The 25698-nt window shown below is 34.2% G+C and carries 20 protein-coding genes and 1 pseudogene; 11 read left to right on the top strand and 10 right to left on the bottom strand.

Going from position 1 to position 25698, the window contains the following annotated elements:
- Positions 1 to 64: 64 nt before the first annotated feature.
- The 6 genes and pseudogenes from MJQ71_RS06375 to MJQ71_RS06400 form a co-directional block, all read right to left on the bottom strand.
- Entirely contained in the window at positions 65 to 1774 is a 1710-nt protein-coding gene (locus MJQ71_RS06375; protein WP_238805587.1) for a GMC oxidoreductase, read from the bottom strand.
- An 87-nt stretch (positions 1775 to 1861) separates the two neighbouring features.
- Positions 1862 to 2377, bottom strand: coding sequence for a gluconate 2-dehydrogenase subunit 3 family protein (locus tag MJQ71_RS06380; protein ID WP_238805589.1), 516 nt, complete (start codon positions 2375 to 2377; stop codon positions 1862 to 1864).
- A 132-nt stretch (positions 2378 to 2509) separates the two neighbouring features.
- Positions 2510 to 3298 (bottom strand): cupin domain-containing protein, encoded by a 789-nt coding sequence (locus MJQ71_RS06385; RefSeq protein ID WP_238805591.1) that lies wholly within the window; start codon positions 3296 to 3298, stop codon positions 2510 to 2512.
- 59 nt (positions 3299 to 3357) lie between these two features.
- On the bottom strand, positions 3358 to 3765 hold the full coding sequence (locus tag MJQ71_RS06390) for a Dabb family protein (RefSeq protein WP_238805593.1): 408 nt from the start codon (positions 3763 to 3765) through the stop codon (positions 3358 to 3360).
- Positions 3766 to 3786: 21 nt separating this feature from the next.
- A pseudogene (locus MJQ71_RS06395) lies at positions 3787 to 4773 on the bottom strand (aldo/keto reductase).
- Positions 4774 to 5070: 297 nt separating this feature from the next.
- Positions 5071 to 6234, bottom strand: coding sequence for a LacI family DNA-binding transcriptional regulator (locus tag MJQ71_RS06400; protein WP_238805595.1), 1164 nt, complete (start codon positions 6232 to 6234; stop codon positions 5071 to 5073).
- A 353-nt stretch (positions 6235 to 6587) separates the two neighbouring features.
- On the opposite strand from MJQ71_RS06400, the gene MJQ71_RS06405 reads away from it, so the two are divergent.
- The 10 genes from MJQ71_RS06405 to MJQ71_RS06450 all read left to right on the top strand — a co-directional run bounded on the left by MJQ71_RS06405 (position 6588) and on the right by MJQ71_RS06450 (position 18095).
- On the top strand, positions 6588 to 7925 hold the full coding sequence (locus tag MJQ71_RS06405) for a putative oxidoreductase C-terminal domain-containing protein (protein WP_238805597.1): 1338 nt from the start codon (positions 6588 to 6590) through the stop codon (positions 7923 to 7925).
- Between the two features lie 3 nt (positions 7926 to 7928).
- Positions 7929 to 8819 (top strand): DUF6807 domain-containing protein, encoded by an 891-nt coding sequence (locus tag MJQ71_RS06410; RefSeq protein ID WP_238805600.1) that lies wholly within the window; start codon positions 7929 to 7931, stop codon positions 8817 to 8819.
- Positions 8820 to 8863: 44 nt separating this feature from the next.
- Complete coding sequence (locus MJQ71_RS06415; protein WP_238805602.1) at positions 8864 to 10243, top strand: Gfo/Idh/MocA family protein; 1380 nt, start codon at positions 8864 to 8866, stop codon at positions 10241 to 10243.
- A 70-nt stretch (positions 10244 to 10313) separates the two neighbouring features.
- The gene (locus MJQ71_RS06420; RefSeq protein WP_238805604.1) at positions 10314 to 11474 is read left to right on the top strand and encodes a Gfo/Idh/MocA family protein; all 1161 of its coding nucleotides are present in this window, start codon (positions 10314 to 10316) and stop codon (positions 11472 to 11474) included.
- Between the two features lie 36 nt (positions 11475 to 11510).
- A complete protein-coding gene (uxuA, locus tag MJQ71_RS06425; protein WP_238805606.1) occupies positions 11511 to 12704 on the top strand; it encodes a mannonate dehydratase in 1194 nt (397 codons plus the stop codon).
- A 2-nt stretch (positions 12705 to 12706) separates the two neighbouring features.
- Positions 12707 to 13096 carry a VOC family protein gene (locus MJQ71_RS06430; RefSeq protein WP_238805608.1) on the top strand — a complete coding sequence of 130 codons (390 nt, stop codon included), beginning with the start codon at positions 12707 to 12709 and terminating at the stop codon, positions 13094 to 13096.
- 66 nt (positions 13097 to 13162) lie between these two features.
- Complete coding sequence (locus MJQ71_RS06435; RefSeq protein ID WP_238805610.1) at positions 13163 to 15274, top strand: alpha-glucuronidase family glycosyl hydrolase; 2112 nt, start codon at positions 13163 to 13165, stop codon at positions 15272 to 15274.
- A complete protein-coding gene (locus MJQ71_RS06440) occupies positions 15271 to 16086 on the top strand; it encodes an SDR family NAD(P)-dependent oxidoreductase (RefSeq protein WP_238805611.1) in 816 nt (271 codons plus the stop codon). The genes MJQ71_RS06435 and MJQ71_RS06440 overlap by 4 nt, the downstream gene beginning before the upstream one ends.
- Before the next feature lie 89 nt (positions 16087 to 16175).
- Positions 16176 to 17213 carry a glycoside hydrolase family 43 protein gene (locus MJQ71_RS06445; protein WP_238805613.1) on the top strand — a complete coding sequence of 346 codons (1038 nt, stop codon included), beginning with the start codon at positions 16176 to 16178 and terminating at the stop codon, positions 17211 to 17213.
- 468 nt (positions 17214 to 17681) lie between these two features.
- Positions 17682 to 18095: a sugar 3,4-ketoisomerase gene (locus tag MJQ71_RS06450; RefSeq protein ID WP_238805615.1), complete on the top strand. Its 414-nt coding sequence runs from the start codon at positions 17682 to 17684 to the stop codon at positions 18093 to 18095.
- Positions 18096 to 18126: 31 nt separating this feature from the next.
- On the opposite strand, the gene MJQ71_RS06455 is transcribed toward MJQ71_RS06450, so the two are convergent.
- From MJQ71_RS06455 to MJQ71_RS06470, 4 genes are all read right to left on the bottom strand, one after another.
- A complete protein-coding gene (locus MJQ71_RS06455; protein WP_238805617.1) occupies positions 18127 to 20082 on the bottom strand; it encodes a sialate O-acetylesterase in 1956 nt (651 codons plus the stop codon).
- Positions 20083 to 20253: 171 nt separating this feature from the next.
- Positions 20254 to 21435: an AGE family epimerase/isomerase gene (locus MJQ71_RS06460; protein WP_238805620.1), complete on the bottom strand. Its 1182-nt coding sequence runs from the start codon at positions 21433 to 21435 to the stop codon at positions 20254 to 20256.
- Positions 21436 to 21440: 5 nt separating this feature from the next.
- Positions 21441 to 22631 (bottom strand): glycoside hydrolase family 130 protein, encoded by a 1191-nt coding sequence (locus tag MJQ71_RS06465; protein WP_238805622.1) that lies wholly within the window; start codon positions 22629 to 22631, stop codon positions 21441 to 21443.
- Between the two features lie 48 nt (positions 22632 to 22679).
- On the bottom strand, positions 22680 to 24506 hold the full coding sequence (locus MJQ71_RS06470; RefSeq protein WP_238805623.1) for a sodium:solute symporter family protein: 1827 nt from the start codon (positions 24504 to 24506) through the stop codon (positions 22680 to 22682).
- A 305-nt stretch (positions 24507 to 24811) separates the two neighbouring features.
- On the opposite strand from MJQ71_RS06470, the gene MJQ71_RS06475 reads away from it, so the two are divergent.
- Positions 24812 to 25684 carry an AraC family transcriptional regulator gene (locus MJQ71_RS06475; protein WP_238805624.1) on the top strand — a complete coding sequence of 291 codons (873 nt, stop codon included), beginning with the start codon at positions 24812 to 24814 and terminating at the stop codon, positions 25682 to 25684.
- Positions 25685 to 25698 lie beyond the last annotated feature (14 nt).

Genomic DNA, 25698 nt, shown 5'->3' on the forward strand with positions numbered 1-25698 from the left:
TTTTATATTGATTTGAGGTTGAAATTGTACATTTATAAAATTAACTTTCTGTATATGTAATGTATTAAAGATTTCTTTTTTTCAATTCCTTTACGGCAAAATCGGCTGCTCGTGCGGCAAACGCCATGTAAGTCAATGATGGATTTTGTGTGCCAGTTGAAGTCATGCATGCACCGTCTGTTACAAAAACATTCTTACAAGCATGCAATTGATTCCATTCGTTTAGCATTGACGTTTTCGGGTCTTTACCCATTCTAACACCACCCATTTCATGAATATCAGCACCTGGATTTGAGTGAGAATCTCCTCCTCTAATATTTTTAAAACCTGCTAAAGTAAACATTTCTGTCATTTCTTTGATGTAATCAAGCACCATTTTATCATCATTTTCAGTCCAATCTACTGAAGTAATTAATTGTGGAATGCCATATTTATCTTTTAAATCAGCATGAAGTCGAACATGGTTTTTTTCAATCGGAACGGTTTCTCCCATCATCCAAGTGCTAATGTACCAATTCCCAAGTTTTGGATTGAGCAAGTTTGCTTTTAATTCTTCACCAACACCATCACGGTTTTGAACCAAACCTCGACCACTTCCAACACCGACGGCATAACCTCTTAAATAATCTTTTTCTTGATTATATAAATTTTGAAAACGTGGTAAATAGCTATTACTTGGATTTTTGCCATCAGTCTTTTTATCTAAAAAACCTTCTACATCAGCACTTAATTTTCCTCGATAATTATGCCAAGCAACGTACTTTCCTAATGTACCACTGTCATTTCCGATACCATTTGGAAAGCGATTTGAAATCGAATTCAACAAAATTAAATTAGAATTAAGTGCAGAAGCATTTACAAAAATCACTTTTGCATAATATTCTATTACCTCTTTTGAGATTGCATCAACAATTCGGACACCAGTGGCTTTATTTTTCTTTTCATCGAAAATTACAGAATGAACAACCGAATTTGGGCGAAGTGTCATTTTACCAGTTTTCATCGCCCATGGTAAAGTAGAAGTATTGCTACTAAAATACCCGCCATAAGGGCAACCTCTATTACATAAATTACGATTCTGACAAGTTGCCCGTCCTTGGTCGAAATGAATTTGTTTTGCTTCAGTAATATGAGCACACCTTCCATGAATCAGTGAGCGGTTTTTATATTTTTTTTGCAAAACATTTTTAAAATAGTCTTCCACACAACTCATCTCAAAAGGAGGCAAAAATTCTCCATCGGGAAGTTGCGGTAAATTATCTTTATTACCCGAAATTCCTGAAAATTTTTCAACATGACTATACCAAGGAGCTAAATCTGCATAACGAATCGGCCAATCAACTGCAAAACCATCTCGTTTTGGGCCTTCAAAATCTAAATCTGACCAACGTTGCGTTTGTCTTGCCCATAAAAGTGATTTACCGCCAACATGATAGCCACGAGTCCATTGAAATGGTTTTTCTTCAACAAAAGGTTGTTCATCAGGTTTCAATGCCCAATGTAAAGTTTCTTCACGCATGAAACTAGCACGCCCTTTTGGATATTGATTTCTAATATCAAAAGGTACTTGTCCACGATGCTCAAATTCCCATGGATTTTTCATCATTGTTGGGTAATCTGTAACGTGTTTTACATCTCGCCCACGCTCCAAAACCATAGTTTTTAGCCCTTTTTCACACAATTCTTTGGCAGCCCAACCACCACTGATTCCAGACCCAATTACAATGGCATCAAAAGTTCTGGATTTGACCGAATCTATATTTAAGAAACTCATTTGTAGAAAATTTGTAAGGTTGAATTTGATTGAAACTTATTCAGCAATAAATACTAAATCTTCATTTCTCAAAACTTTATATTCGGTTTATACATTTACACAACCATAATAATGACCTGGAGCCATTACATAATTATAATGTTTTGTTAAAACATACTCGGAAGTTGTGTAAGCCAAAACAGTGAGGGACTTTAAAAGCGTAAAAAAATCTTTTTGTTGGGAATCGTTTGAAGTAGAAAGCTTGATTAACAAATCATTTCGTTGAGTTTTATCGCACAAAATAAGGTCTTTTCTATAAGTTTCGTTGGCGAGTTTTGCAGCATTTTCTAAACCTGTAATAAAGTTATTTTGCTCCGATTTTTCATAACAATCAGTAATCATTTTGTCGACAAAAATCGAAATTTCTAAATCTTTTGCTCCAAGAATCGAAGAACTTGGAATCAAGGAATCAACCAAAATCTCAAGCGTTTGAACTTGATTGGCATTAAAAACCGAATTAGTTATTTGAAGCGAATGACTATTCCAGCTATTTCCCCACGCAGGCAATGTAATTATCCCAGCCGCAGCAAACAGCACATTTTTGATTGCGGTTCTACGTTCCATTTTTAAAAGTTAGGTTGAATAATAAATAGAAGTTAAATCTAATTAAAGATTTGATAATAAAGAAGTTATCTTCGACCAACGATTAAATTAATGCGACGTAAAAGGGCTTAGTTTTTTGATATTAAATATTACTTATTCAAACTGAAAGGCAAAATAAGTACAAGTGCCTTTACCAACATTTTTGATTCCATGTAAATCGTTTGATTGTAAAAAAATCACATCTCCAACTTTAGCATTGTGCCATTTTTCATTGATTGTTTCTTGCACTTTGCTATCTTTTTCAGTCGACTTGCTATTAATTAGCAAAATAATCTCGGCGGCATTGTGCGTATGTGCAGCGTGGCTCATCAAGCCTTCATTCAAAGTTGTTGTATGCATTTCAAACCGTTTACTCATACTAGTTGGGCGATTAAAAAAATCTTTTCGACCGCCTTTATCATGTGCTTTAAATGCCACTTCATCCCAGTTAAGCATCAATGAACCACCTGCATTTTTACCTCTTTCAATGTTGACTGGTTCGTTAGAATTATATTGAAAAACATAATACGTTGTTATCGAATCTGTTGTATTTTCGGTTGCACGCACATCTCCCGACATAATTAATGCAATTCCACCTGCCTTCAATTTCTTTGTTTTTCCTTCAATCGTTACTGTTAACTCACCTTCTTTTACAATAATTAACTCCTCATTTTCTTGCGTATAAGCTTCTTTTCTCATCCGACTTTTGGGCAAAAGTGTACTGGCATGAATCTTACAAAGTTTAAAATGAGGAGTTGTTCCATCTAAAATTGGTCGTGCTTCGCCTTGAGGTCTTTTAATAACCGCCAATTCATCCCATTGATAAACTTTAGATTCGAGCATTTTCCCTTGTGAAAAAGCTATAGATTGAATCAAAATGAAAAAAGGTAATAGTTTTAGCATTGTTTTAAGGATTAAATTTCTCAAAAACGAAGTCTCAAAAACGAAGTCTCAAAAATTGATTATCTTTTTGGGCCGATTGCATCATAAACAATAACTTTTTCCCATAAATAAGAATAATCTTCTACAAATTTTAGGTGAATTGGGTGTTTTTGATAAATTTCCTCTTCTTCCAAGTTATCAAAAAAACAAAGCCACGAAACTGCATAACCACGCTCAATAACCGAACGATTAGTTGAAGCTGGCGAACCAATATGAACCATTCGAATAGTTGGTACTTTTGATAATTTTTCTAGGCCTTCTAACAATTTGGATTTATCAGCTTCACTATTTGGATTTTTTAACCAAAAATATACATGATGCACAAATATATCTTTGATATTTTTTGCATCGGCAGTCGAAAAAGTTGCTGTCGCAGCCGTTGCTAAAGACACATTTTTTACAAAATTTCTACGAGAAAGGTTTTTCATTTTACTAAATTATTTAAAAGATTACCACAATTGATGAACTGATTTTTTGATAAATTTTGAATAAACTTCATTGATTTCAATTATTTGTTGCTGACTCAACGCTGGAAAATTCAATGCTTCAAGATTAGCCAAAACTTGCTCTGGCCGAGACGCACCTGGAATAATTGTACTTATTTCGTCATGTTGTAAAATCCATTTGAGAGCAATTGGCGTTAAGTTTTCATTTTGGGGAAAAAGATTTTTTAGTGCATCAACAGCAACTAAGCCAGTTTCGTAATCTATGCCCGAAAAAGTTTCGCCCTTATCAAACATTTCGCCATTTCTATTAAAATTACGGTGGTCGCCAGCAGTGAAAGTTGAATGTTTTGAAAACTTTCCAGTCAATAATCCACTTGCCAAAGGCACTCAAACGATAATACCTACATTTTTCTTTTGAGCTTGCTCAAAAAACAATTCCGCTGGACGCTGACGAAATACATTGAATATAATTTGAACACTTGTTACATTTTCAAACTCAATGCCTTTCAATGCTTCTTCAACTTTTTCAACACTAATTCCAAGATTCAAAATTTTACCTTCATCTTTCAATCTATCGAATAACTCAAAAATCTCTGGACGGTAATAAACTTCAGTGGGTGGACAATGTAACTGAATCAAATCAAGTGCTTCTAGTCCGATATTTTTAAGACTATTTTCAACAAATTTTCGTAGAACGGCTGGTTTATACGCTTCATTCACATGTGGATTGAGTTGACGACCACATTTGGTTGCCACAAAAATTCGTTCAGAACGACTTTTTACAAATTTTCCGACAGCTTTCTCACTTTCGCCATCACTATAAACATCAGCCGTATCAATAAAATTAATACCCGAATCAACGGCTGCATTCAATATTTTTTCAGCATTTGCATGACTAAAATCATCACCCCATTTTCCACCAACTTGCCAAGTTCCAAGACTAATTTCAGAAATTTCAAATCCTGTTTTTCCTAATTTTCTGTATTTCATTTTTTATTCGAGCGTATATTTTATTTTGTTTATCTACTTTGATTTTCAACTTAAAGCTAAATTTCAATTACTAATTTCATCAAAAAATCATTCAACTTTTAATCATTTCACTTATAAAAAAACTTTTTTCTTCAAAAACATTAACAATTTTGATTCAAATCTAAGGTTATATTTTTCGAATAAATTTTAAATGAAATTTGCCATAAAATAGTACCACAATTATAAGTTAAAATATTTGAGAAATAGAAAAAAAGTTAGAAACCTATTTATAATGGTTAAAAAAGTATTACTCTACGTTTAATTAGCATTTAGATTTTTTAAAGACGATTGTCGCACAATTAATTCCCCTTTAATTGTTTTGGTGAATGGCTGAAAGGTATCTTTATTTATGATGTTTTCAATCAAAATGCTGGCCGCTTCTTGCCCAACTAAATATGGAAATTGATTGTAAACTGTCAAGGAAGGCTCAATTAAAGCCGCTAACAAATCATCTCCGAATGCCGCCAAAGCAATTTCATCAGGAATTTTGATTGCTCTTCGCTTTAATTCCACAATCATTTCGATAGCATTGGCATAGTGAATCGTAAAAATTGCATCAGGTTTTTCGCGTAAACTAAACCAATAATTTAAGGCATCAATTGACTCTTCATGCTTAAAATTACTATGAAAAATCAATTCATTTTCTATTGAAATACCATACTTTTTCAAAGCAGACAGATAACCATTTAGTCTTTTTTGACTAATTAATAAATCTTCAGGGCCAGCAAAAACAGCGATTTTTCGACAACCTTGTAAAATTAGATGTTCAACCAACCCAAAACTTCCTGCAAAATCTTCTTGAATAACTTTTGCCGTATCAAGTTCATCACAAACCCTATCAAAATGAACGATTGGTAAACCTTTTTTTAGCTGTAATTTTACGTGTTCAAAAGTATTCGTTTCTTGTGAATGACTAATCAAAAGTCCATCCACTCGACTAGCAACCAATGCTTGAACATTTAAAGTTTCGGTATTGTGCGACTCGTTCGATTGGCAAATCATCACCCGATAACCAGCCTCGGAAGCTACTTTCTGAATTCCAGCAACAACTCCAGCAAAAAAAGGACGTTGAATGTCAGGGATCACCACGCCAATGGTGTGCGTTTCTCCCCGATGAAGGCTCTGAGCCAATAAATTGGGTCTATAATCTAGTTCGTTTGCTACTCTAATTATTTCGGCACGCGTATTTTCGTTGATTTCTGCACTATTATTCAAAGCACGAGACACGGTTGAAGGAGCTACTCCCAAGACTTTTGCAACGTCAATAATTGTGGTTTGGTGTTGTTTTTTTGATGTTGATGGATTCGGTGGAGTAACTGAAAAATATACGTCACAAGCTTTGCAAAAAAGTCTTTGTTTACCTCGAACAAAACCTGAACGAATAATATTTTCTACTTTTCCACATTTTACACAAGCAATCATAAATATAACTATTCTAATATTTTCATCTGAGAAACTTCTATTTTATTAAACATTCAGTATTGAAATTTAATAATACAATTTCAATATAATTTATAAATTTAAGAATAAAAAATAACTATCGGAAACGTTTCCGAAAACGAATTCGATAGTTTTCGAATTCCATAAATTAAAATAGCGTATTATTTTTTTGTAAAACTTAAAAAGAAACCTATTTTTATAATAGCTAATAAAAAATAAAGGAAAGCAATCTATTTTTCAGTCAAAATTACGGATTAATTTTATTCAACAATGAAAACAAAATTGTACTTTTCCATTATTCCAACGAACATCTAACAATTCAATAAATATAAACGATGATAAAAAAAATTGGATTTGGGCTTATTTTTATTGCAAATGTAATTTTTGCACAAAATAAACCTGTGAAGTTTATTACACTTGACCCTGGTCATTTTCATGCAGCATTGGTTCAAAACAAAATGTATGAAAATGTAGAACCAATAGTCAATGTTTATGCTCCTGCAGGGCAAGATTTGCAAGACCATCTGAAACGCATTGAAAGCTATAATGCACGAACTAAAAATCCGACACATTGGAAAGAAAATGTTTATCAAGGCAATGATTTCTTTGAGAAAATGATTTCAGAAAAGAATGGAAATGTTTTAATTATTGCTGGAAATAATCGAAAAAAGACCGAATATATTCTAAAAACTGCCGAAGCAGGCATCAATATTTTGGCCGATAAACCAATGTGCATTGATGCAAAAGGATATGAACTCCTGAAAAAAGCTTTCGTTGTGGCTAAGAAAAACAATATTCTGCTTTATGATATTATGACTGAACGGTCAGAAATTACCACAATTTTACAGAAAGAATTATTGCATACACCAGCAATCTTTGGAAAATTAGAACAAGGAACACCACAAAATCCAGCAATTTTCACTGAAAGTATTCATTATTTTTATAAGTACGTTTCTGGGAGTCCACTCAAACGACCAACTTGGTTTATGGATGTTTCACAACAAGGCGAAGGCATTGCAGATGTGATGGTTCATTTAGTAGATTTGGCTCAATGGGCAAGTTTTCCAAATATTTCGTTGACAAACAAAGATGTTAAAATAAATTCTGCCAAACGCTGGCCAACACCCATGACACTCAGTCAATTTTCGACCATAACTGGCGTTTCAATATTTCCTGATTTTTTAAAAAAAGATTTAATGAATGACTCGACTATCAATGTTTTTGCAAATGGTGAAATCAATTATAGTTTGCGGGGAGTTCACACAAAATTGCGAGCATTATGGAATTATAGTGCTTCCGAAGGTGGCGATACGCATTTTTCGGTTATGAGAGGCACGAAAGCAAATATTGAAATTAGACAAGGAAAGGCAGAAAAATTTGTACCACAATTGTACATCAAACCAATCAATCTTTCCGAAAATGAACTGAATCTAGCCTTTGAAAACCTAAAAAATAAATTTCCAGGCATTAGCCTTATCAAGCAAAATTCTGAATGGTTAGTACAAATCCCTGATTCGTACCGCACTGGCCATGAAGCTCATTTCGGTGAAGTAATGGATCGTTTTTTAGATTATCAAGCAAAAAAACAATTACCCGAATGGGAAGTACCAAATATGCTTTTAAAATATTATATCACAACAAAAGCCTTAGAAATAGCTAAATCAGCACGATAATCAATGAAAACAAAATTAACTATATTATTGATTTGCGGAATTTGTATCAATGTATTTGGACAAGCCAAAATTGTTGCACAAAAATTCAATTCAAAAATTGATATTAGTATCAACAATAACCTTTTTACGAGTTATATTTTTTCACAAGATGAAAAATATCCTTTCTTTTTTCCTGTAAATGGCCCGTCAAATGCCAGCGTAACTTCTATGAGAAATGGAAATTATCCGCATCATAGTTCATTATTTTTTGGTTGCGATAAAGTAAATGGTGGTAATTATTGGCAAGAAGGACTTGAAAGAGGGCAAATTATTTCGCTGCGAGCAGATATTATTGAATCAGGTAATGATAAAGTTGTGATTGAAGATGAATGTATTTGGCGACGACCAAATGCCAACGCTCCGATAAAAGATTTACGCAAAATTACTATCACCGCTCCTTCTAAAGAGCTTTTTCAAATTGATTTTGATATTATAATGGAAATGCTCATGGATGTGGTTATTGAAAAAACTAATCACTCACTTTTTAGTGGACGAATGGATGCAGACCTTGCGGTAATTAACGGCGGTACAATGATTAATGCCAATGGAGAAAAAGGAGAAAAAGAAACATTTGGAAAAAAATCTGCATGGATAGATTTTTATGGCAAACGAGGCGATAAAATAGAAGGAATGGCTATTTTTCAACATCCATCAAACGAATGGTATCCTTCACCTTGGTTTACTAGAGACTATGGTTTCTTTTCTCCAACACCCATGTATTGGCCTTCAAACGATAAAGAAACAACTTTAAAAAAAGGTCAAACAATCAAATTAAAATATCGTGTAATTGTACATTCAGGAGATGTAATTTCGGCAAAAATTGCTGAACAATTTGAAAAGTATAAAGCTGAGTAATACCGTTTAAAATAAAGAAATTCAACCTTAATTATAAAATAATTATGAATCGTAGAAAATTTATTGGGCAAACCATTACTGGAGTTGCAGCTTCAACGATAGGCATCCCAACCATTGTTCCATCGTCTGTTTTTGGTAAAAATGCCCCAAGTAATAAAATTAATATTGGGCAAATTGGCTGTGGTAGAATCGGACGTGACCACGATATGCCAGGTACAATGCAACATGATATTGCCCGTATGATTGCTGTTTGTGATCTAGACAGTAATCGCTTGAAAGACGGCAAGTTACACGTCGAAAATTATTACCAAAAGAAAACTGGTAATAACAAATACGTTGATGTAAAAATGTATGACGATTATCGAGAACTACTTTTGAATAAAGATATTGATGCCGTTGTAATTAGTACTCCTGATTTTTGGCACGCTCAACCTGCCATTGAAGCAGCATTGGCGGGAAAAGATATTTATTTACAAAAACCCACTTCGCTTACAATTGCCGAAGGCCGTTTATTAAGTGATGTAATTAAGAAAACGGGCAGAATTTTGCAAGTTGGTACACAACAACGTTCATCAGCTCAGTTTAGAATTGCCGCAGAATTGGTTCGAAATGGTCGCATAGGAAAACTACATACCGTAAAAGTTGGCCTTCCTGGTGACCCATCTGGGCCAGCAGCTCCAGCGATGCCAGTTCCTAAAGGTTTTAATTATGATATGTGGCTAGGCTCAACGCCAGAAATTCCTTATACCGAAATTGGCGTTCATCCACAAGTTGGCTATGGTCGCCCTGGTTGGCTAAGAGTTGAACAATTTGGAGCAGGAATGATAACAGGTTGGGGACAGCACCACTTCGATTCGGCTGCCTGGGGAATGGACACAGAATATACTGGCCCAACCTCAATTCAAGCCGTAGCTGAATTTCCAAAATCAGGATTATGGAATGTTCATGGTGATTTTATGGTAAAAGCTGACTATGCCAATGGCGTAACGATGTACACAAGCGGAGGATTTCCAAATGGTATTCGCTATGAAGGAACAGAAGGTTGGATTTTTGTATCAAGAGGAGATTATGTTGCTTCTGCAAGTGACCCTGTTTCTCAAGCAAAAAGTAGTAAAGCATTAGATGCAAGCGACCCTAAAATATTGACGTCTGTTATTGGTGAAAATGAAATTCATTTATATAAAAGCACCGAGCAGCACGGCAATTGGTTAGATTGTATCCAAAGTAGAAAAGAGCCGATTTCACCCGCTGAAATTGGTCATCGAACTTGTAGTGTTTGTTTGATAAGCCATATTGCCATGAAACTACCAAGAAAACTAACTTGGAATCCAGTTACAGAACGCTTTGTAAATGACGATGAAGCAAATGCGATGCTTTCACGCACACAAAGAAAACCTTATGGAACAAATTACATAAAAATGTAAAATTAGAATCAAAATTTTGTATTCAACGCTTCAGAAGAATCAAGAACTTTAATTCTTTACCTTAAAAAAAATGGAAAACAACAATAGAAGAAATTTTCTCAAAAAATCAAGTTCTGCTGCAGCTGGTCTAATGGCTATTCCTATGTTTCAAAACAATGATTTGGGACACTATAAAACTGAAAAAGTAGTCGCCACTAAACAAGCAAATTACGAAAACCCTCGCCTTCGTTTTTCGGTTATTGGCATGAATCACGGTCATATTTATAGCCAAGTAGAGGCCGTAAAAAAAGGTGGTGGTCAATTGGTTTCATATTTTGCAAAAGAAGCAAATCTAATTGCTGATTTTGCAAAACGCTATCCTGAGGCCAAATTAGTAAAAGATGAAAAAGAGATTTTAGAAGATAAAACAATCCAACTTGTTTTGAGTTCGGCCATTGCATCCGAAAGAGCTCCTTTGGGAATTCGGGTAATGAAATCTGGAAAAGATTTTATGTCTGATAAGCCAGGAATTACAACTTTGGAGCAGCTTGCAGAAGTGCGTAGTGTCCAAAAAGCAACTGGTCGAATCTATTCGATCATGTACAGCGAACGCTTTGAAAATAGAGCAACCGTAAAGGCTGGTGAATTAGTGAAATCTGGGGCAATTGGCAATGTAATTCAAACAATTGGTCTTGGACCACATCGAATGAATACCAAAACTAGACCTGAATGGTTTTTTGATAGAGATTTGTTTGGTGGAATTATTACTGATATTGGCTCTCATCAATTTGACCAATATCTCTATTTTACAGGTTCTAAACAAGCAGATATTATTGCTTCTCAAATTGGAAATGTTCATCATCCTGAGTTTCCGAAGTTTGAAGATTTTGGTGATGTAATGTTACGTGGAGATGGTGGAATGGGCTATATTCGAGTTGATTGGTTTACGCCCGATGGTTTAAAAACATGGGGTGATGGAAGATTGACAATTTTAGGAACTGAAGGTTTTATCGAAATTCGTAAAAACATTGATATTGGCGGTCGTGAAGGTGGAAGTCACTTGTTTTTAACAGATAATAAAGAAACAAAATATTTTGATTGTACTGCACAAAACTTGCCTTACGGCTCACTTTTGGTTGATGACATTTTGAATAGAACTGAAACGGCAATGACACAAGAACATTGTTTTTTTGCAACTGAACTCGCTTTAAAAGCCCAAAAAAATGCCCAAAGAATTAAACTTTCAAAGTAAAAATAAGGCTTAAATAGTTTATTTTAGTTATAAGATATGATACACACAATGCGTTGGTTTGGGCCAAACGACCCAGTTTCTTTAATGGATATTCGTCAAGCTGGTTGTACTGGGGTGGTTTCGGCTTTGCATCAAATCCCAGTGGGGGAAGTCTGGTCAGTTGAGGCAATTAAAGAAAGAATTCAAATAATCGAAAAAGATAACGACAGATTTATTCCATTAAAGTGGATGGTTGTTGAAAGCTTGCCTGTCCATGAAGACATAAAAAAGGGCTTACCGACTTGCGAATATTTCATCGAAAATTACAAGCAATCGTTACAGAATTTGGCCAAATGTGGCATTCAAACGGTTTGTTACAATTTTATGCCAGTTTTGGATTGGTCTCGTACTAATCTAAATTATGAAATGCCTGACGGCTCGAAAGCACTGCGTTTTGTTTGGGAAGATTTTGCAATTTTCGATTTGTACATTTTGAAACGCCCAAATGCTGAAAAAGATTACGAAATTGCTGTTCGGGAATCCGCAAAAAAGAAGTTTGAAACAATGAGTCAAACCGAAATCAAGACACTCAAAAATACAGCACTTTTGGGTTTACCTGGCTCGGAAGAAGCATTCGATTTGAATACTTTTCAAGGATTATTAGATAATTATGCCCACATCGGTGATGCCGAATTGAGAGCTAATTTGTATTATTTCATTCAACAAATAGCTCCTTTTGCCCAAGAAATTGGCATTAATTTGTGTATTCATCCCGATGACCCTCCAAAGTCATTATTGGGTTTGCCCAGAGTTGTAAGCACCGAAAATGATTTGGCTCAACTAATGAATGCTTGCGATACAATTGCGAATGGTATAACTTTTTGCACTGGTTCGTTGGGCGTTCGTGAAGACAATAATTTGCCAAATATGATTGAAAAATTTGGCGAGCGAATTCATTTTATTCATTTAAGAACAACTAAAAGAGAAGAAAATCCACTGAACTTTCATGAAGCAGCTCATTTGAATGGAGATGTTGATATGTACGAAGTTGTAAAAGCAATTATTAACGAGCAAAATCGTAGAAAAAAAGTTGGTAAAGGAAACATTTCGATTCCGATGCGACCTGACCATGGACATCAAATGTTAGACGATTTGAACAAAAAAACATATCCAGGATATTCTGCAATTGGACGCTTGAAAGGCTTAGCTGAATTAAGAGGCCTAGAAATGGCTATCGAAAAAAGTATTTAGAAATGAAACAACACATTGCTCATTTTGCCTTAGTTGTTGATGATTACGACGAAGCTATTAATTTTTATACAAAAAAACTCAACTTCGATTTAATTGAAGATACAGTTTTAAGTCCCGACAAACGTTGGGTTTTAGTTGCACCAAAAGGTTCAAAAGAGACTTCAATTTTATTGGCAAAAGCAGCTAATGAACGACAAAAAAACTATATTGGAAATCAAACTGGTGGACGTGTTTTTATGTTTTTATATACTGATGACTTTTGGCGAGATTATCATAAAATGAGTGCTGATGGAATAAATTTTGTTCGTTTACCAGTTAAAGAAAATTATGGAACAGTAGCAGTTTTTGAAGATTTGTACGGAAATCAATGGGATTTATTGGAACCAAAATAACTTAGAAAAAACAATCGAACATCTTGAATGAAAGTATTTCATTTTATAAAAAATCTCATAAAAAAAATGCAAAAAAAATTAATCATACTTTTCTTTTCCTTCATTTCATTGGCAGCTTTTGCCGATGACGGTTCTCGTCTATGGTTAAAATATGATTTAATTAAAGACGTAAAACAAAGAGAAAATTATGCAAAATTCACAAAGTTCATCACAACAAGTTCTACAAATGCAACAATCTTAAAAGCATCCGAAGAACTAAAAAATGGTTTTGAAGGCTTAATGGGAAAGAAGGTTTCTACAATTAAAAAAGCTGATAGCCAAGTTGGTGGAATTATTTTGGAGGTTTCAGAAAAGCAAATATTCACTAAAAATCTTGCCAATGACGGTTTTGCAATTTTCTCCAACAAAGGAAATATTATCATTAGTTCTAAAACTGAAGTTGGCGTTTTGTATGGAGCTTTTGAATTATTGAGGAAAGTACAAACTGGTCAATCTTTATCAAATATTTCGGTAATAAGTAACCCAAAAATAAAAATCAGAATGCTCAATCATTGGGATAATGCCAATGGAACTGTTGAGCGAGGCTATGCTGGTTCATCCATGTGGAAATGGAACGAATTACCGTTCAGAATTGACCCTCGTTACATTGCTTATGCTCGTGCAAATGCTTCAATTGGTATCAATGCCACGTCAATCAATAATGTAAATGCGAGTTCCCGATTTTTAACGGCAGAATATTTAGAGAAAATTAAAGCAGTTGCAGACGTATTGCGTCCTTATGGTATCAAGGTTTTTATTTCTGTAAACTTTCGTTCTCCAAGAACACTTAGTGGATTAAAAACTTCAGACCCACTCGACCCAGAAGTTAGGCAATGGTGGAATGAAAAGACTAAAGAAATTCATCAATATATTCCTGATTTTGGTGGATATTTAGTAAAAGCTAATTCGGAAGGCGAACCTGGCCCACAAGATTATGGACGAACCCACGCTGACGGAGCAAATATGCTTGCAGAAGCAATGAAACCATTTGCAGGAATTGTTATTTGGAGAGCGTTTGTGTATAATGCCGATCCTAATGGAGATAGATTTAAAGAAGGATATGAACAATTTAAACCTTTAGATGGAAAATTTGACTCTAAAGTAATTGTTCAAGTAAAAAATGGGCCAATTGACTTTATGCCACGTGAACCTTTTCACCCAATGTTTGGTGCATTTTCTAAAACCACTTTGGGTATGGAGTTTCAAATAACGCAGGAATATCTAGGACAATCTACTCATTTGACTTATCTAGCTCCGATGTTTAAAGAATGTCTCGACACCGATACTTATGTTAAAGGAAAAGGCTCAGAAGTAGCGAAAGTTATTGATGGCAGCATATACAACAATCAAAACTCGTTGATGGCTGGAGTGGCTAATACTGGCTCAGATGTTAATTGGTGCGGACATCCTTTCAACCAAAGTAATTGGTATGCTTTTGGGCGGCTGGCTTGGGATTACTCTTTGAGTTCTGAGCAAATTGCTAACGAATGGATTGGAATGACTTTAACAAATGATGTAGTAGCAAAAAAGCAGATAAACTCTATCATGCAAAAATCCTTGCCGACATATATCAGTTACACTTATCCACTCGGTTTGCACCACATGATGGGTGAAGGCCATCATTATGGCCCAGAACCGTGGTTGTCAAAATCGGGGCGACTTGACTGGACATCCATTTATTATCATAGAGCCGACTCTATCGGTCTAGGTTTTGATAGAACGGGCAAATTGAGCAATGCATTGAAACTTTATTCCAATGAACTTATTGAATCGTGGGGAAATCCTGAAAAATGCAATCTGAATTACTTACTTTGGTTTCATCACATCGCTTGGTCAAAGAAACTTAGCACTGGAAATAATCTTTGGGATGAACTTTGTTTTCGCTATTATGATGGTGTAAAACAAGTTAAAGTTTTGCAAGATGAATGGGAAACACTAAAAGCACATATTGATTTCGAGACCTTCCAAAGTGTACAAGGAAGGCTTAAAATACAAGAAAAAGAAGCCATTTGGTGGCGTGATGCCTGCGTTTTGTATTTTCAAGAATATTCAAAAATGCCTATTCCAAAAAATTTAACACCGCCGAACAGAAGTTTAGAAGAAGTAAAAAAATTAGTAGAAATATATCATTTAAGATGACTAACCTATCAGAAACAATCCAAAAAACCAATGAGGTTCAAAACCATATTTCGCACCAAACCGCCTTTTCTTTAGCAGGAAAATTGGTATTGATAACTGGCGGAGGTAGTGGTATCGGCTACGAAATTGCTCATTGTATGATTTATGCTGGAGCAACAATTATTATTACAGGTCGTAGAGAAAATGCTTTACAAGAAGCCATCGCACAATTGGGACCAAATGCTCATTATTTTGTTAATGATGTAACCGATTTAGCATCTTTGGAAGGCTTGGTTGCAAATATCGAATCGACTTACGGACCAATTGATATTTTAGTTAATAATGCAGGAGTAAATATGAAAAGACCTGCTTTAGAGGTTTCAGATGAAGATTTTAACCGAATCATTCAGACAAATCTCAATGCTGTATTTGCCCTTACTCGTGCTTGTGCATCACGCATGATTGCACGTAAAAATGGAACAATTATTATGATTTCATCAATGGCTGCCTACTATGGAATTGATAGAGTTGTAGCTTATGCGGCTTCAAAATCAGGTCTTGAAGGAATGGTAAAAGTACTTGCTTCCGAATTTTCCCCACACAATGTTAGAGTCAATGCCATAGCACCAGGTTTCATCGAAACAAACATGATGAAAACCGCCATGAACAGCGACCCCGACCGCATGAACCGTGCATTAAACAGAACTCCAATGGGTAAATTTGGAAAACCAAGTGATATTGGTTGGGCTGCAGTTTTCTTGGCCTCAGATGCTGCACGATACATTACTGGTGTTTCATTACCTGTAGATGGAGGCAATTCAATTGGATTTTAACAGGTTAAATGATTAGTAAAACTTATCATTATTTGCCTATAATCATCAAAAAAGTTCATTATAATTAACCATCAATTAAATTATTTCAAATGAGTAAAATCCGTTTTTCAATCGCTTCACTCCTTTTTTTAGGAATAATAAATGCTTTCGCCCAAGGCAAAACTCCAGTTTCAAAACCTCTGGTTTCTCACATTTTTACTGCTGACCCATCAGCTCATGTATTCAATGGTAAAATTTATATTTACCCATCGCATGACATTGAATCAGGAACAAAAGAAGACGATGAAGGCGGGCATTTCGATATGAAAGATTATCATATTTTATCAATGGATTCACCGCAATCGAAAGTAAAAGATAATGGTGTAGCTCTTGATATTAAGGATGTTGCTTGGGCAGGAAGACAAATGTGGGCTCCTGATGCTGCTTATAAAAATGGCACTTACTATTTATATTTTCCAGTGAAAGACAAAGAAGATATATTTAGAATGGGCGTTGCAACAAGTAAGAGTCCAATTGGGCCATTTAAAGCTGAAAAAGAACCAATTAAAGGAAGTTACAGTATTGACCCTTGTGTATTTAAAGACACTGATGGCAGTTTTTACATGTATTTTGGAGGAATTTGGGGTGGACAACTACAACGATGGAAGAACAATACGTATCAAGGAAAAACAGAGAATCCAAAAAAGGGAGAAATTGCTCGTTTGCCTCGAATTGCAAAACTTTCGGCTGATATGAAAAGTTTTTCGGAAGAGGTAAAAGAAGTTAAAATTTTAGATGAAAAAGGCAATCTTTTAATGGAAGATAATAATGACAAACGCTTCTTTGAAGCCGCTTGGGTTCATAAATATAAAGGAAAATACTATTTTTCATACTCAACCGGCGACACACACAATATTTGTTATGCCATTGGAGATTCACCTTATGGGCCATTTACTTACAAAGGAATTGTACTAAATCCCGTACAAGGATGGACAAATCATCATTCGATTGTTGCATTCAAAAATAAATGGTATTTATATTACCACGATACTGAAATTTCGGGTAAAACACATTTGAGAAATATCAAAGTTTCAGAGTTAAAACATAATGCCGATGGAACTATCCAAACCATTAATGCCTACAAATAATTAAAACTTTATTGAATAAAAACATGATTTACATTACCCAACTCATTTATATTAAAGATGAGCAGGAAAGTGTTTATTTTCATTAAAACATCATTTTTGAGAAAAATTTGCTTTCTCTATAAGAATTGATAATTTGATGGTCAATTCTTATAGTGTTTCACAACAAAATCTATTAATTGAAATATTGTAGGTTTAAAAATTGTAATTTGATTTAACTAAAATTTGTATTTCTTATGAAGAATTGATAATTATATTCTATTATTAGAAAAAAGTAATGTACAAATTTTTAACCAATTAATTATATTTTCTAAATAAACTGAGGTTACGCTAAATAAAAAAAACACTAAAAAGTGCGTAAACGGTCGTAAAGTATATTTTTTTTGTTAAGTTTACAACCATAAAGCAATGAATACTATCAACAAGGGTAATTTATAAGTATATTTATGGTTACTCACTTTATAATTTTTTATGCCTAAAGTCTTTACATTACCAGTACATTCAAGTAGCAGAGGAGATTTGACAGTTTTTGAAAACATTTTACCTGGCTCACTTAAACGTATTTTTTATATAACTAATGCCGATGGCGAAACTCGTGGTGGGCATAGACATATAAAAGCATGGCAAGCATTGATTTGTGTACAAGGAACATGTGATATTTACGTTGAAACACCAGAAAAAAAAATGGTTTTTGGCTTAGATGAACCAAACAAAGTATTAGTTTTAGAGCCGCAAGACTGGCATACATTAGAAAATTTTTCCGAGAATGCGATTGTTTTGGTAGTTTCAAATGAAAATTACGACCCAGAAGATTACATTTATCCAAGTTACACAGACACATTAGCACAATCGGAACTTGAAAAATATACTTTAAAAAAGGATTGATTTTAATAATCAATCCTTTTTTAATTAATTGCTATTCAAATTTCTGTCCTAAAGTTATAGTTTGCCAATCATCTGTTCTGAATGAATTTGCAGGAAATCCTTCTACATTAAACAAAGTTGCATCTTCGGGAGCATCCGCCCAAGCATACCTCACAGATACTACTTTAAGATTTTGAGGATGCGAAACAACTACGTTTTTACCGACGATTTCAGCTTTTGCATAGTAAAAAACTTTATCTTCCCCAGCAATCTCAAAACCTCTTAAATAACCGTATTTATCCTTTGTAACTAATCCTGAACCGACATTTGAGAAAGTAATTGTTGCTTTCGGCCCTTCAAACTTGTACGACTTAAACATTGGCCCACTTGCAATTATATTTTTTGAATAATCTTGATTGAGAGCTGTTGCTGCTAGTCGTTTAGCAACGTCTTGTTTATTTATCGGGTGAATATCATTAGGATTTCCAACATCAGTCGTGACAGCCATGCCTGTTTTAGGCAAACTCAAAGTCATTGTTTGTGCTTCCCTTAATTCTGCCCAATTACTACCTTGGTTACTACTTTGATTAGCTCCATAACTTGATAATTGAACAAAGTAAAAAGAAAAATCATCCTGCCACTGCTTTCTCCAATCATTAATCATCAAAGGAAATGTTTGTCGATATTGAAAAGCTCGACCAGCATTAGATTCGCCTTGATACCATAAAACACCTCTAATAGCAAAAGGCAAAAGCGGAGCAATCATTCCATTATAAATAGTTGTTCCAATATTATTACTACTATGGACATAGCTGTGTTTATCCGCAAAAGCTGGCATCAATTTCCAATCATTTGCTAAACTCACTTTTTCGCTACCACCTGATACATACAAATCTTCATTCAAACCCATGATTCCCAAGCCAAACCACGGTAGTTCTTGCATACTTCCTGATTTAATGACAATTTGATTTTTACCAACTTTCCATGAGTTGGTTGGAATAACAATTTTACGATTTCCTTTCAAAACTCCTGCTGAAATTAATTTTCCATCGATATAAATTTCATTAAATCCATCCTGAATCCCTAATCCAAGTGTCGTTTCTTTCTTTGACATTTCATCAGAAATTTCAACATATCGAGCCATATACCCATTTCCTCGAAAAGCCCAAATTCCTTTCCAATCCCATTGGCCAAGTGGGCTTCCAGCATTCACCCATTTTGAAAAATCGTAATTAGCTTCAAGATATTTTTTCTCATCATCAATTGTTGGATTAAAATCATTACCAAAAATTTTCTTTCTTACATTTGCATCATGAAACGAATCGGCTTCTTGCCAATTTGAAGGAATATTTTGGGCATAGGATTTGAGTTCATCATTACTCAGCATAGCTTCTTTACTCAACCACCCTTCAATTTGAGAGCCACCCCAAGAAGCGTGTAAAAGTCCAATCGGGATATTTAATTTTTGGGTTAATTCTCTTGCAAAAAAGAATCCGATTGCCGAAAAATCACCAACTGTTTCGGCTGAAGCTAATTTCCATGCACCATTTTTTAAATCAATCTGAGGTTGAATCGAAACCTCGTGTTCTACAAAAAAATGCCTTATTTGAGGAAAATTTGCATTTTTCTTCTCTTCTTTGAAGTTATTTGCTTGTTTTACCGTCCACTCCATATTTGATTGCCCCGACAAAAGCCAGACTTCACCAATCAAAATATCTGTTACTTCTATTTTTTCAGCATTTGAAGAAACCGTCAATTTGAATGGTCCGCCAGCTTCCATTGGAGAAAATTTTGCTAACCACTTTCCATTATTATCTGCTTGAATTGTTTGTATTTGATTGGCTAATTCGATTTTCACTCGCTCATTTGGCACAGCCCACCCCCAAACTGGAATTGTTTTTTGACGTTGAAGTACCACGTGGTCGGCAAATAATCTAGCAAGTTTTAATTGGGCAAAACCCGAAAAACTAGTGATTATAAGTAATGTTGACACTATTGATTTTTTCATTTTGGTTGAATAAATTTAAAAATAAAAAGAGCAATAAAATTAAGAATTAGTTCTTTCATTTTATTGCTCTTCATCGTATAAATTAAAACTTTAAATCAGCTTCAATGAAGCTTTTTAATACAGGCAATTATTGTTTTGGCGTTTTCGGGTATTCTTATTAATTGGTATTTCTTATATTCTTTTTATTAATTCCATACAAGCCCTTGCATTATGGTAAGGGCATTTCCAAAATCCGATTTTATCTTCCTTGTTCATCCTCAAATAATTATCAAAAACACCCCAAAACCACTCACCTTTCTGTCGGTCAAGAAGATGAATCTTAATAAAATCCCATAAATGAAAAACCTTTTCAAGATAAATTTCATCTTTTGTTATTTGATAGGTATTATAAAATCCAACCATCGCCTCAGCACTAACCCACCATTCACGATGACTATCCAAATGATTGGTTTTTGAGTCATATTCGTGGTTTAAACTACCATCTCTATTAAATCCATCGCAAACGGCTTTTGTAATTTCAACAGCATTTTTTTTCCATTTTCTAATCAAATCTTCATCTTTTAGCACCTCTGCGGCTTCAAATAATAGCCAAGTTGCTTCAATATCATGTCCGTATGAAATTACATCAGATTGTTTTTCCCAAGTTTCTGAAAAAAAAAGCGTCAAGTGCTTCGTTTCATTATTGATTATTTTTTTGTCGAACAAATCAAGTAAATACTTAATTTTCGTTTTTAATTTTTCATTTTCCCAAATATTATAAAGATTTACATACGCTTCAATAATATGTAAATGTGTATTCATTGTTTTAGGGTCGTTTCTATCTTTTTCGCTTAATCGCAAGTCTTCTAGGGTATTCCATTCTTCCGAAAAGGCTTCAAAATAACCACCATTTTGCTTGTCAAAACTGTAAAGTTCTAATAATTCGTACAATTCTATAGAGAAATCAAGGGCTACTGGCAATTTTGTTGCTTTATAATATTCCGACAAACCATAAATCATGAATGCAAGTCCATAAATTTGCTTTCTAGTATTTGCTGGATTTCCTATCGTATCAACTGACCAATATGTTCCGCCAAAAGTTTTATCTCTAAAAAATTGATTGATATATTGATAAGCTCGATGAGCCATTTGTAAGTATTTTTCGTTATTTGTTTGATTATACGCAGCCGAAAAAGTCCATAAAATTCGAGCATTTAAAACCCCACCTTTTTCAGCATTCTGATGCACAATACCTTCATTATCCATTTTCCCTACATAGCCACCATTGATATTGTCAAGAGAATTATCTATCCAAAATTGAAGAATATTGTCTAATTCTTGCTTGATTTCAGTTTTGAATTTTACTAATTTCATTCATTTTAGGATAAAGTTTTTTCTAATGTCATTTCAAGATTCTTTGAAATAATTTTCTTCAAAGTTTCTACTGAAGTTGCCGAACGCAAACCATCAGCTGATGTATTGATACAATAATCAACTAATTTATCAATTGTTGAAGTTGCCACGTGCATTCGAGTATCAGAAGAAGCGTAATAAATAAATACAGTGCCATCATCATCTAAAATCCATCCATTAGAGAAAGTAACATTCGATACATCACCTACTCGCTCATCACCTTCCGGGGCAATAAAATAACCTGCAGGTTTATAAATCACTTTCGTTAAATCGGTCAAATCTGTCATAAACATATACAGCACATATCTTAAACCTGCCGCCGTATTCCTTACTCCATGAGCTAAGTGTAACCAACCTTTGGTAGTTTTTATTGGAGCAGGTCCTTGACCATTTTTAACTTCATAAACAGTGTGATAGTGTTTTTCATCGACAATAAATTCTTTTTCAACCACTGCATTAAGCATCGAATCTGTAAAACCCAAACCAATTCCTCCACCCGTTCCCGCTTCAATAAAACCATCTTGTGGACGTGTATAAAGAGCATATTTACCTCCAATGAATTCGGGATGAAGCACAACATTTCTTTGTTGAGGTGACGGTGTTTTTAAATCTGGTAATCGTTCCCAAGAAAGCAAATCTTTTGTTCGAGCGATACCACACTGAGCAACTGCCGAAGATTCATCTCCTTTTTTGGCATTAGGGTCTTTGCGTTCTGTACAAAAAAGTCCATATATCCAACCATCTTCATGGGCTACCAAACGCATATCATACACATTACCATCAGGTATTTCAGTTTCTGGCATGGTGATTGGCAAATCCCAAAAACGAAAATTATCAATTCCATTTGGACTTTCAGCAATGGCAAAAAATGATTTTCTATCCATTCCTTCCACTCGAACTGCCAACAAATATTTACCATTAAATTTTATTGCTCCAGCATTAAATGTTGCGTTGATTCCGAAACGTTCCATTAAAAAAGGATTGGTATTTGGATTCAAATCGTACCGCCAAAAAAGAGGTGTATGTGCAGCCGTTAAAATTGGATTTTCATATCGGTCATAAATACCATTCCCCAAATCTTGCTTTATGTTTTTCTGAACAATTAACTCATGATAAGACTTTTCGAGAGCATTTAAACGATTTTGAAATACAGTCATTTTTTTTAAATATTTTTTATGAATAATAGGCTAGCTACTAATTGAATTTTAATCTTCTAATTTATCCCACCAAGTACGTTTCAAAATAACTATTACAACTATCATTAACAGTATGTCAATTAAAAGTGGAAGGTTCATGCCTAATACAAAGTACATTGGTAATAATGTTAAACATAACTGAGCGATAATTCCAATTACAACATTAAACATATCTAAGCCAAAATTCTTATTAGGCTGAAAATCAGGATTTTCCGTTTGAACTGCTACTAAAATCGGCTGCCAAAAACCCCAAGGTCGAACAGTTGAATAGAATTTTTTTAAAACTTCCAAATCTGTTGGAGGAGCTGAGTAAGTCCCAATTATAGAAGCCAACATTGAAATGACAAATAATAATGGCCACCAATATAATGGTAAACCAGTGGTAAGATAAGGCATTATGAGTGCCGCTACGATACCAGCTGTCATTCCCCAAAAGAAACCGTTTGCATTGAATCTCCACCAGTACCATTTTAGACAATTGGCAGCAACATAACCTCCATAAAGTCCTCCAACAATCCATTGCAAAATATCATTTACACTTGTAGCCATGAATCCAAGAATGATACCGATTAAAACCACCACAACTCCAACAATATAATTCATACCAATAGTGCTTTTTGAACTTGCATTTGGATTAATAAATTTCAAATAAATATCGTTGACAATATAGGCTTGAGCAGCATTTAATGTCCCACTGAATGTTCCCATAAAAGCACCCATCAAACCTGTAAGAACAATACCAAGAATACCAACAGGCATAAAGGCGTTGATTGTCCCAGGCAAAAGCAGTTCAAAATCATAATTTCCAGTTGGGTCTTTCACGTTTAATTGGTCATAATAAAGCAATGCCAAAACCGTCAGTCCAACTATCATTGAGTATCGAATTGGCAAAAGTATTATACTTACAAAGCCCGTCATTTTACTCGCTTCTTTAGGGCTTTTTGTACTCAAAACTTTTTGCATATCATAATTGGGTGCTGGGCCAGCCAATGAAGCGAAAATTCCTTTTAGTAACATCATACTAAAGAATAATCCAAAAACACTAAATCCATCAGATTCAATTTTTTTGTTTACTTCAGGAATAATTGTTGTCCAGTCCAAATCCAAATTCCAACCGAAAAACGGATTATCCCAGCCTGAAGGCAAATTAAGTGTTTTACCATCTAAATAATACATTGCAATAATTGCAATAGCAATACAGCCAACAGTCATTATAGCATATTTAATAACATCACCCAAAACGATGCTGTGCATTCCGCCCAAAACCGAATAAAATGTAGCTATCAATGTAAAAATCACCCCATAAAAATGAGGAATATATTTTGCAGGAATATTAAATGGAATAAAATCTTTGACGGTATTCCAAGGAATAAAAATTTCAACAAATTTGCCTAAACCAACAAAGCCATAAGCCAAAAATCCAAAGCAACTCAATAAAGCAAATGCAATAACAATAATTTGAGATGCCTTTACACCACTTCCTTCAACTCCAAAACGAGTATTAAGCCATTCTGCTCCAGTATTAGCATTACTTCTTCGCAGCCAACGGCTCAAAAACATCATCATAAAAACTTGATTAAAAGAAGGCCACAACCATGGAATCCAAATACTTTTTAGCCCATAAACAAAACATAGGCTAACCATCCACATCGTACCGCTAATATCAAACATATCAGAAGCATCGCTGAGGCCAAGCATATACCAAGGTAATTTTTTGCCTCCCATCAGGTAGTTTTCTTTGTTTACTTTCGCTTTTTTACGCATATAAAAGCCAATAAAAATCATGCTGGCTAAATATGTTAAAAGAATTAATATATCAATCAATTGTAATTTCATAGGTTGATTATAGCTGTTAAGGTTCTTTTTTTGCACCAAAAACAATAGTACAAAAGTAAGATTTAGTTGAACAAATAAAATAACACAATTTTAACAAATTATAATACAATTTACTCTTTTAATAAGAAAAGTAGTTAACTATTAGAATAATACTAGCTATTTTATATCTTAAAAATCTTTAATTATTAAGAAAAACGAGCAATTATTTTTATAATTACAACATTTTTCTTAGTTTTTCCAAGATTAATATTAATTTTACATATTGTCATTTTTATAAAATTAATTTAACCTAAAGCTATACAATAATGAGTAATTTTCATCACGAAATTACGCCACTCACGCCAAACGATTGTTTTATGGTTTTTGATAGACACAAAAACAATTTCAATTTTCCGATACATTTTCACGACGAATTTGAGTTGAATTTTATCGAAAATGCTAAAGGTGCTAGGAGAATCGTTGGCGATAATACTGAACTGATTGACGATTTAGAATTGGTGTTGGTTGGGTCTAATTTACCGCACAGTTGGTTGAGCTATCAGTCGCCATACAATGATATTCATGAAATAACCATTCAATTTCATAAAGATTTATTTGACGAAAAATTTTTGCAAAGAAATCAACTATCTTTTATTCGCACTTTATTGGAGCGTTCGTCGAGAGGCATCGTTTTTTCAAAAGAAACAATCGTTAACATAAAACCTCGATTAATTGCCCTTTCAAAGAAAAACGGTTTTGATTCGGTAATTGAACTTATCTCAATTTTGCATGACTTGTCAGTTTCAAGAAATATGCGAACCCTCACCAGTGGTTCATTTACTAACGATATTGTTAATTTCAAAAGCCGAAGAATTGAAAAAGCTTTTGAGTATATGCGTGCCAATTATAATAAGGAAATTTCGCTGGAAGACATTTCTAAAATTATTAATATGACGGAAGTTAGTTTTAGTAGATTTATCAAAAAACGCACTGGAAAAACATTTATTGATAGTTTAAACGATATTCGTTTAGGACATGCCACTCGTCTTTTAATTGATACAACTTTCACGATTTCGGAAGTTTCGTTTAAATGTGGTTACAATAATCTTTCGTATTTCAATCGTGTTTTCAAGAAAAAGCACAAAGTTACACCAAAGGAGTTTCGAGAAAATTACTCTGGAACAAAAACATTTGTTTAAAACCTATTACCTTT

It is taken from the genome of Emticicia aquatica, from assembly GCF_923079645.1.
Taxonomy (GTDB): Bacteria; Bacteroidota; Bacteroidia; order Cytophagales; family Spirosomataceae; genus Emticicia; species Emticicia aquatica.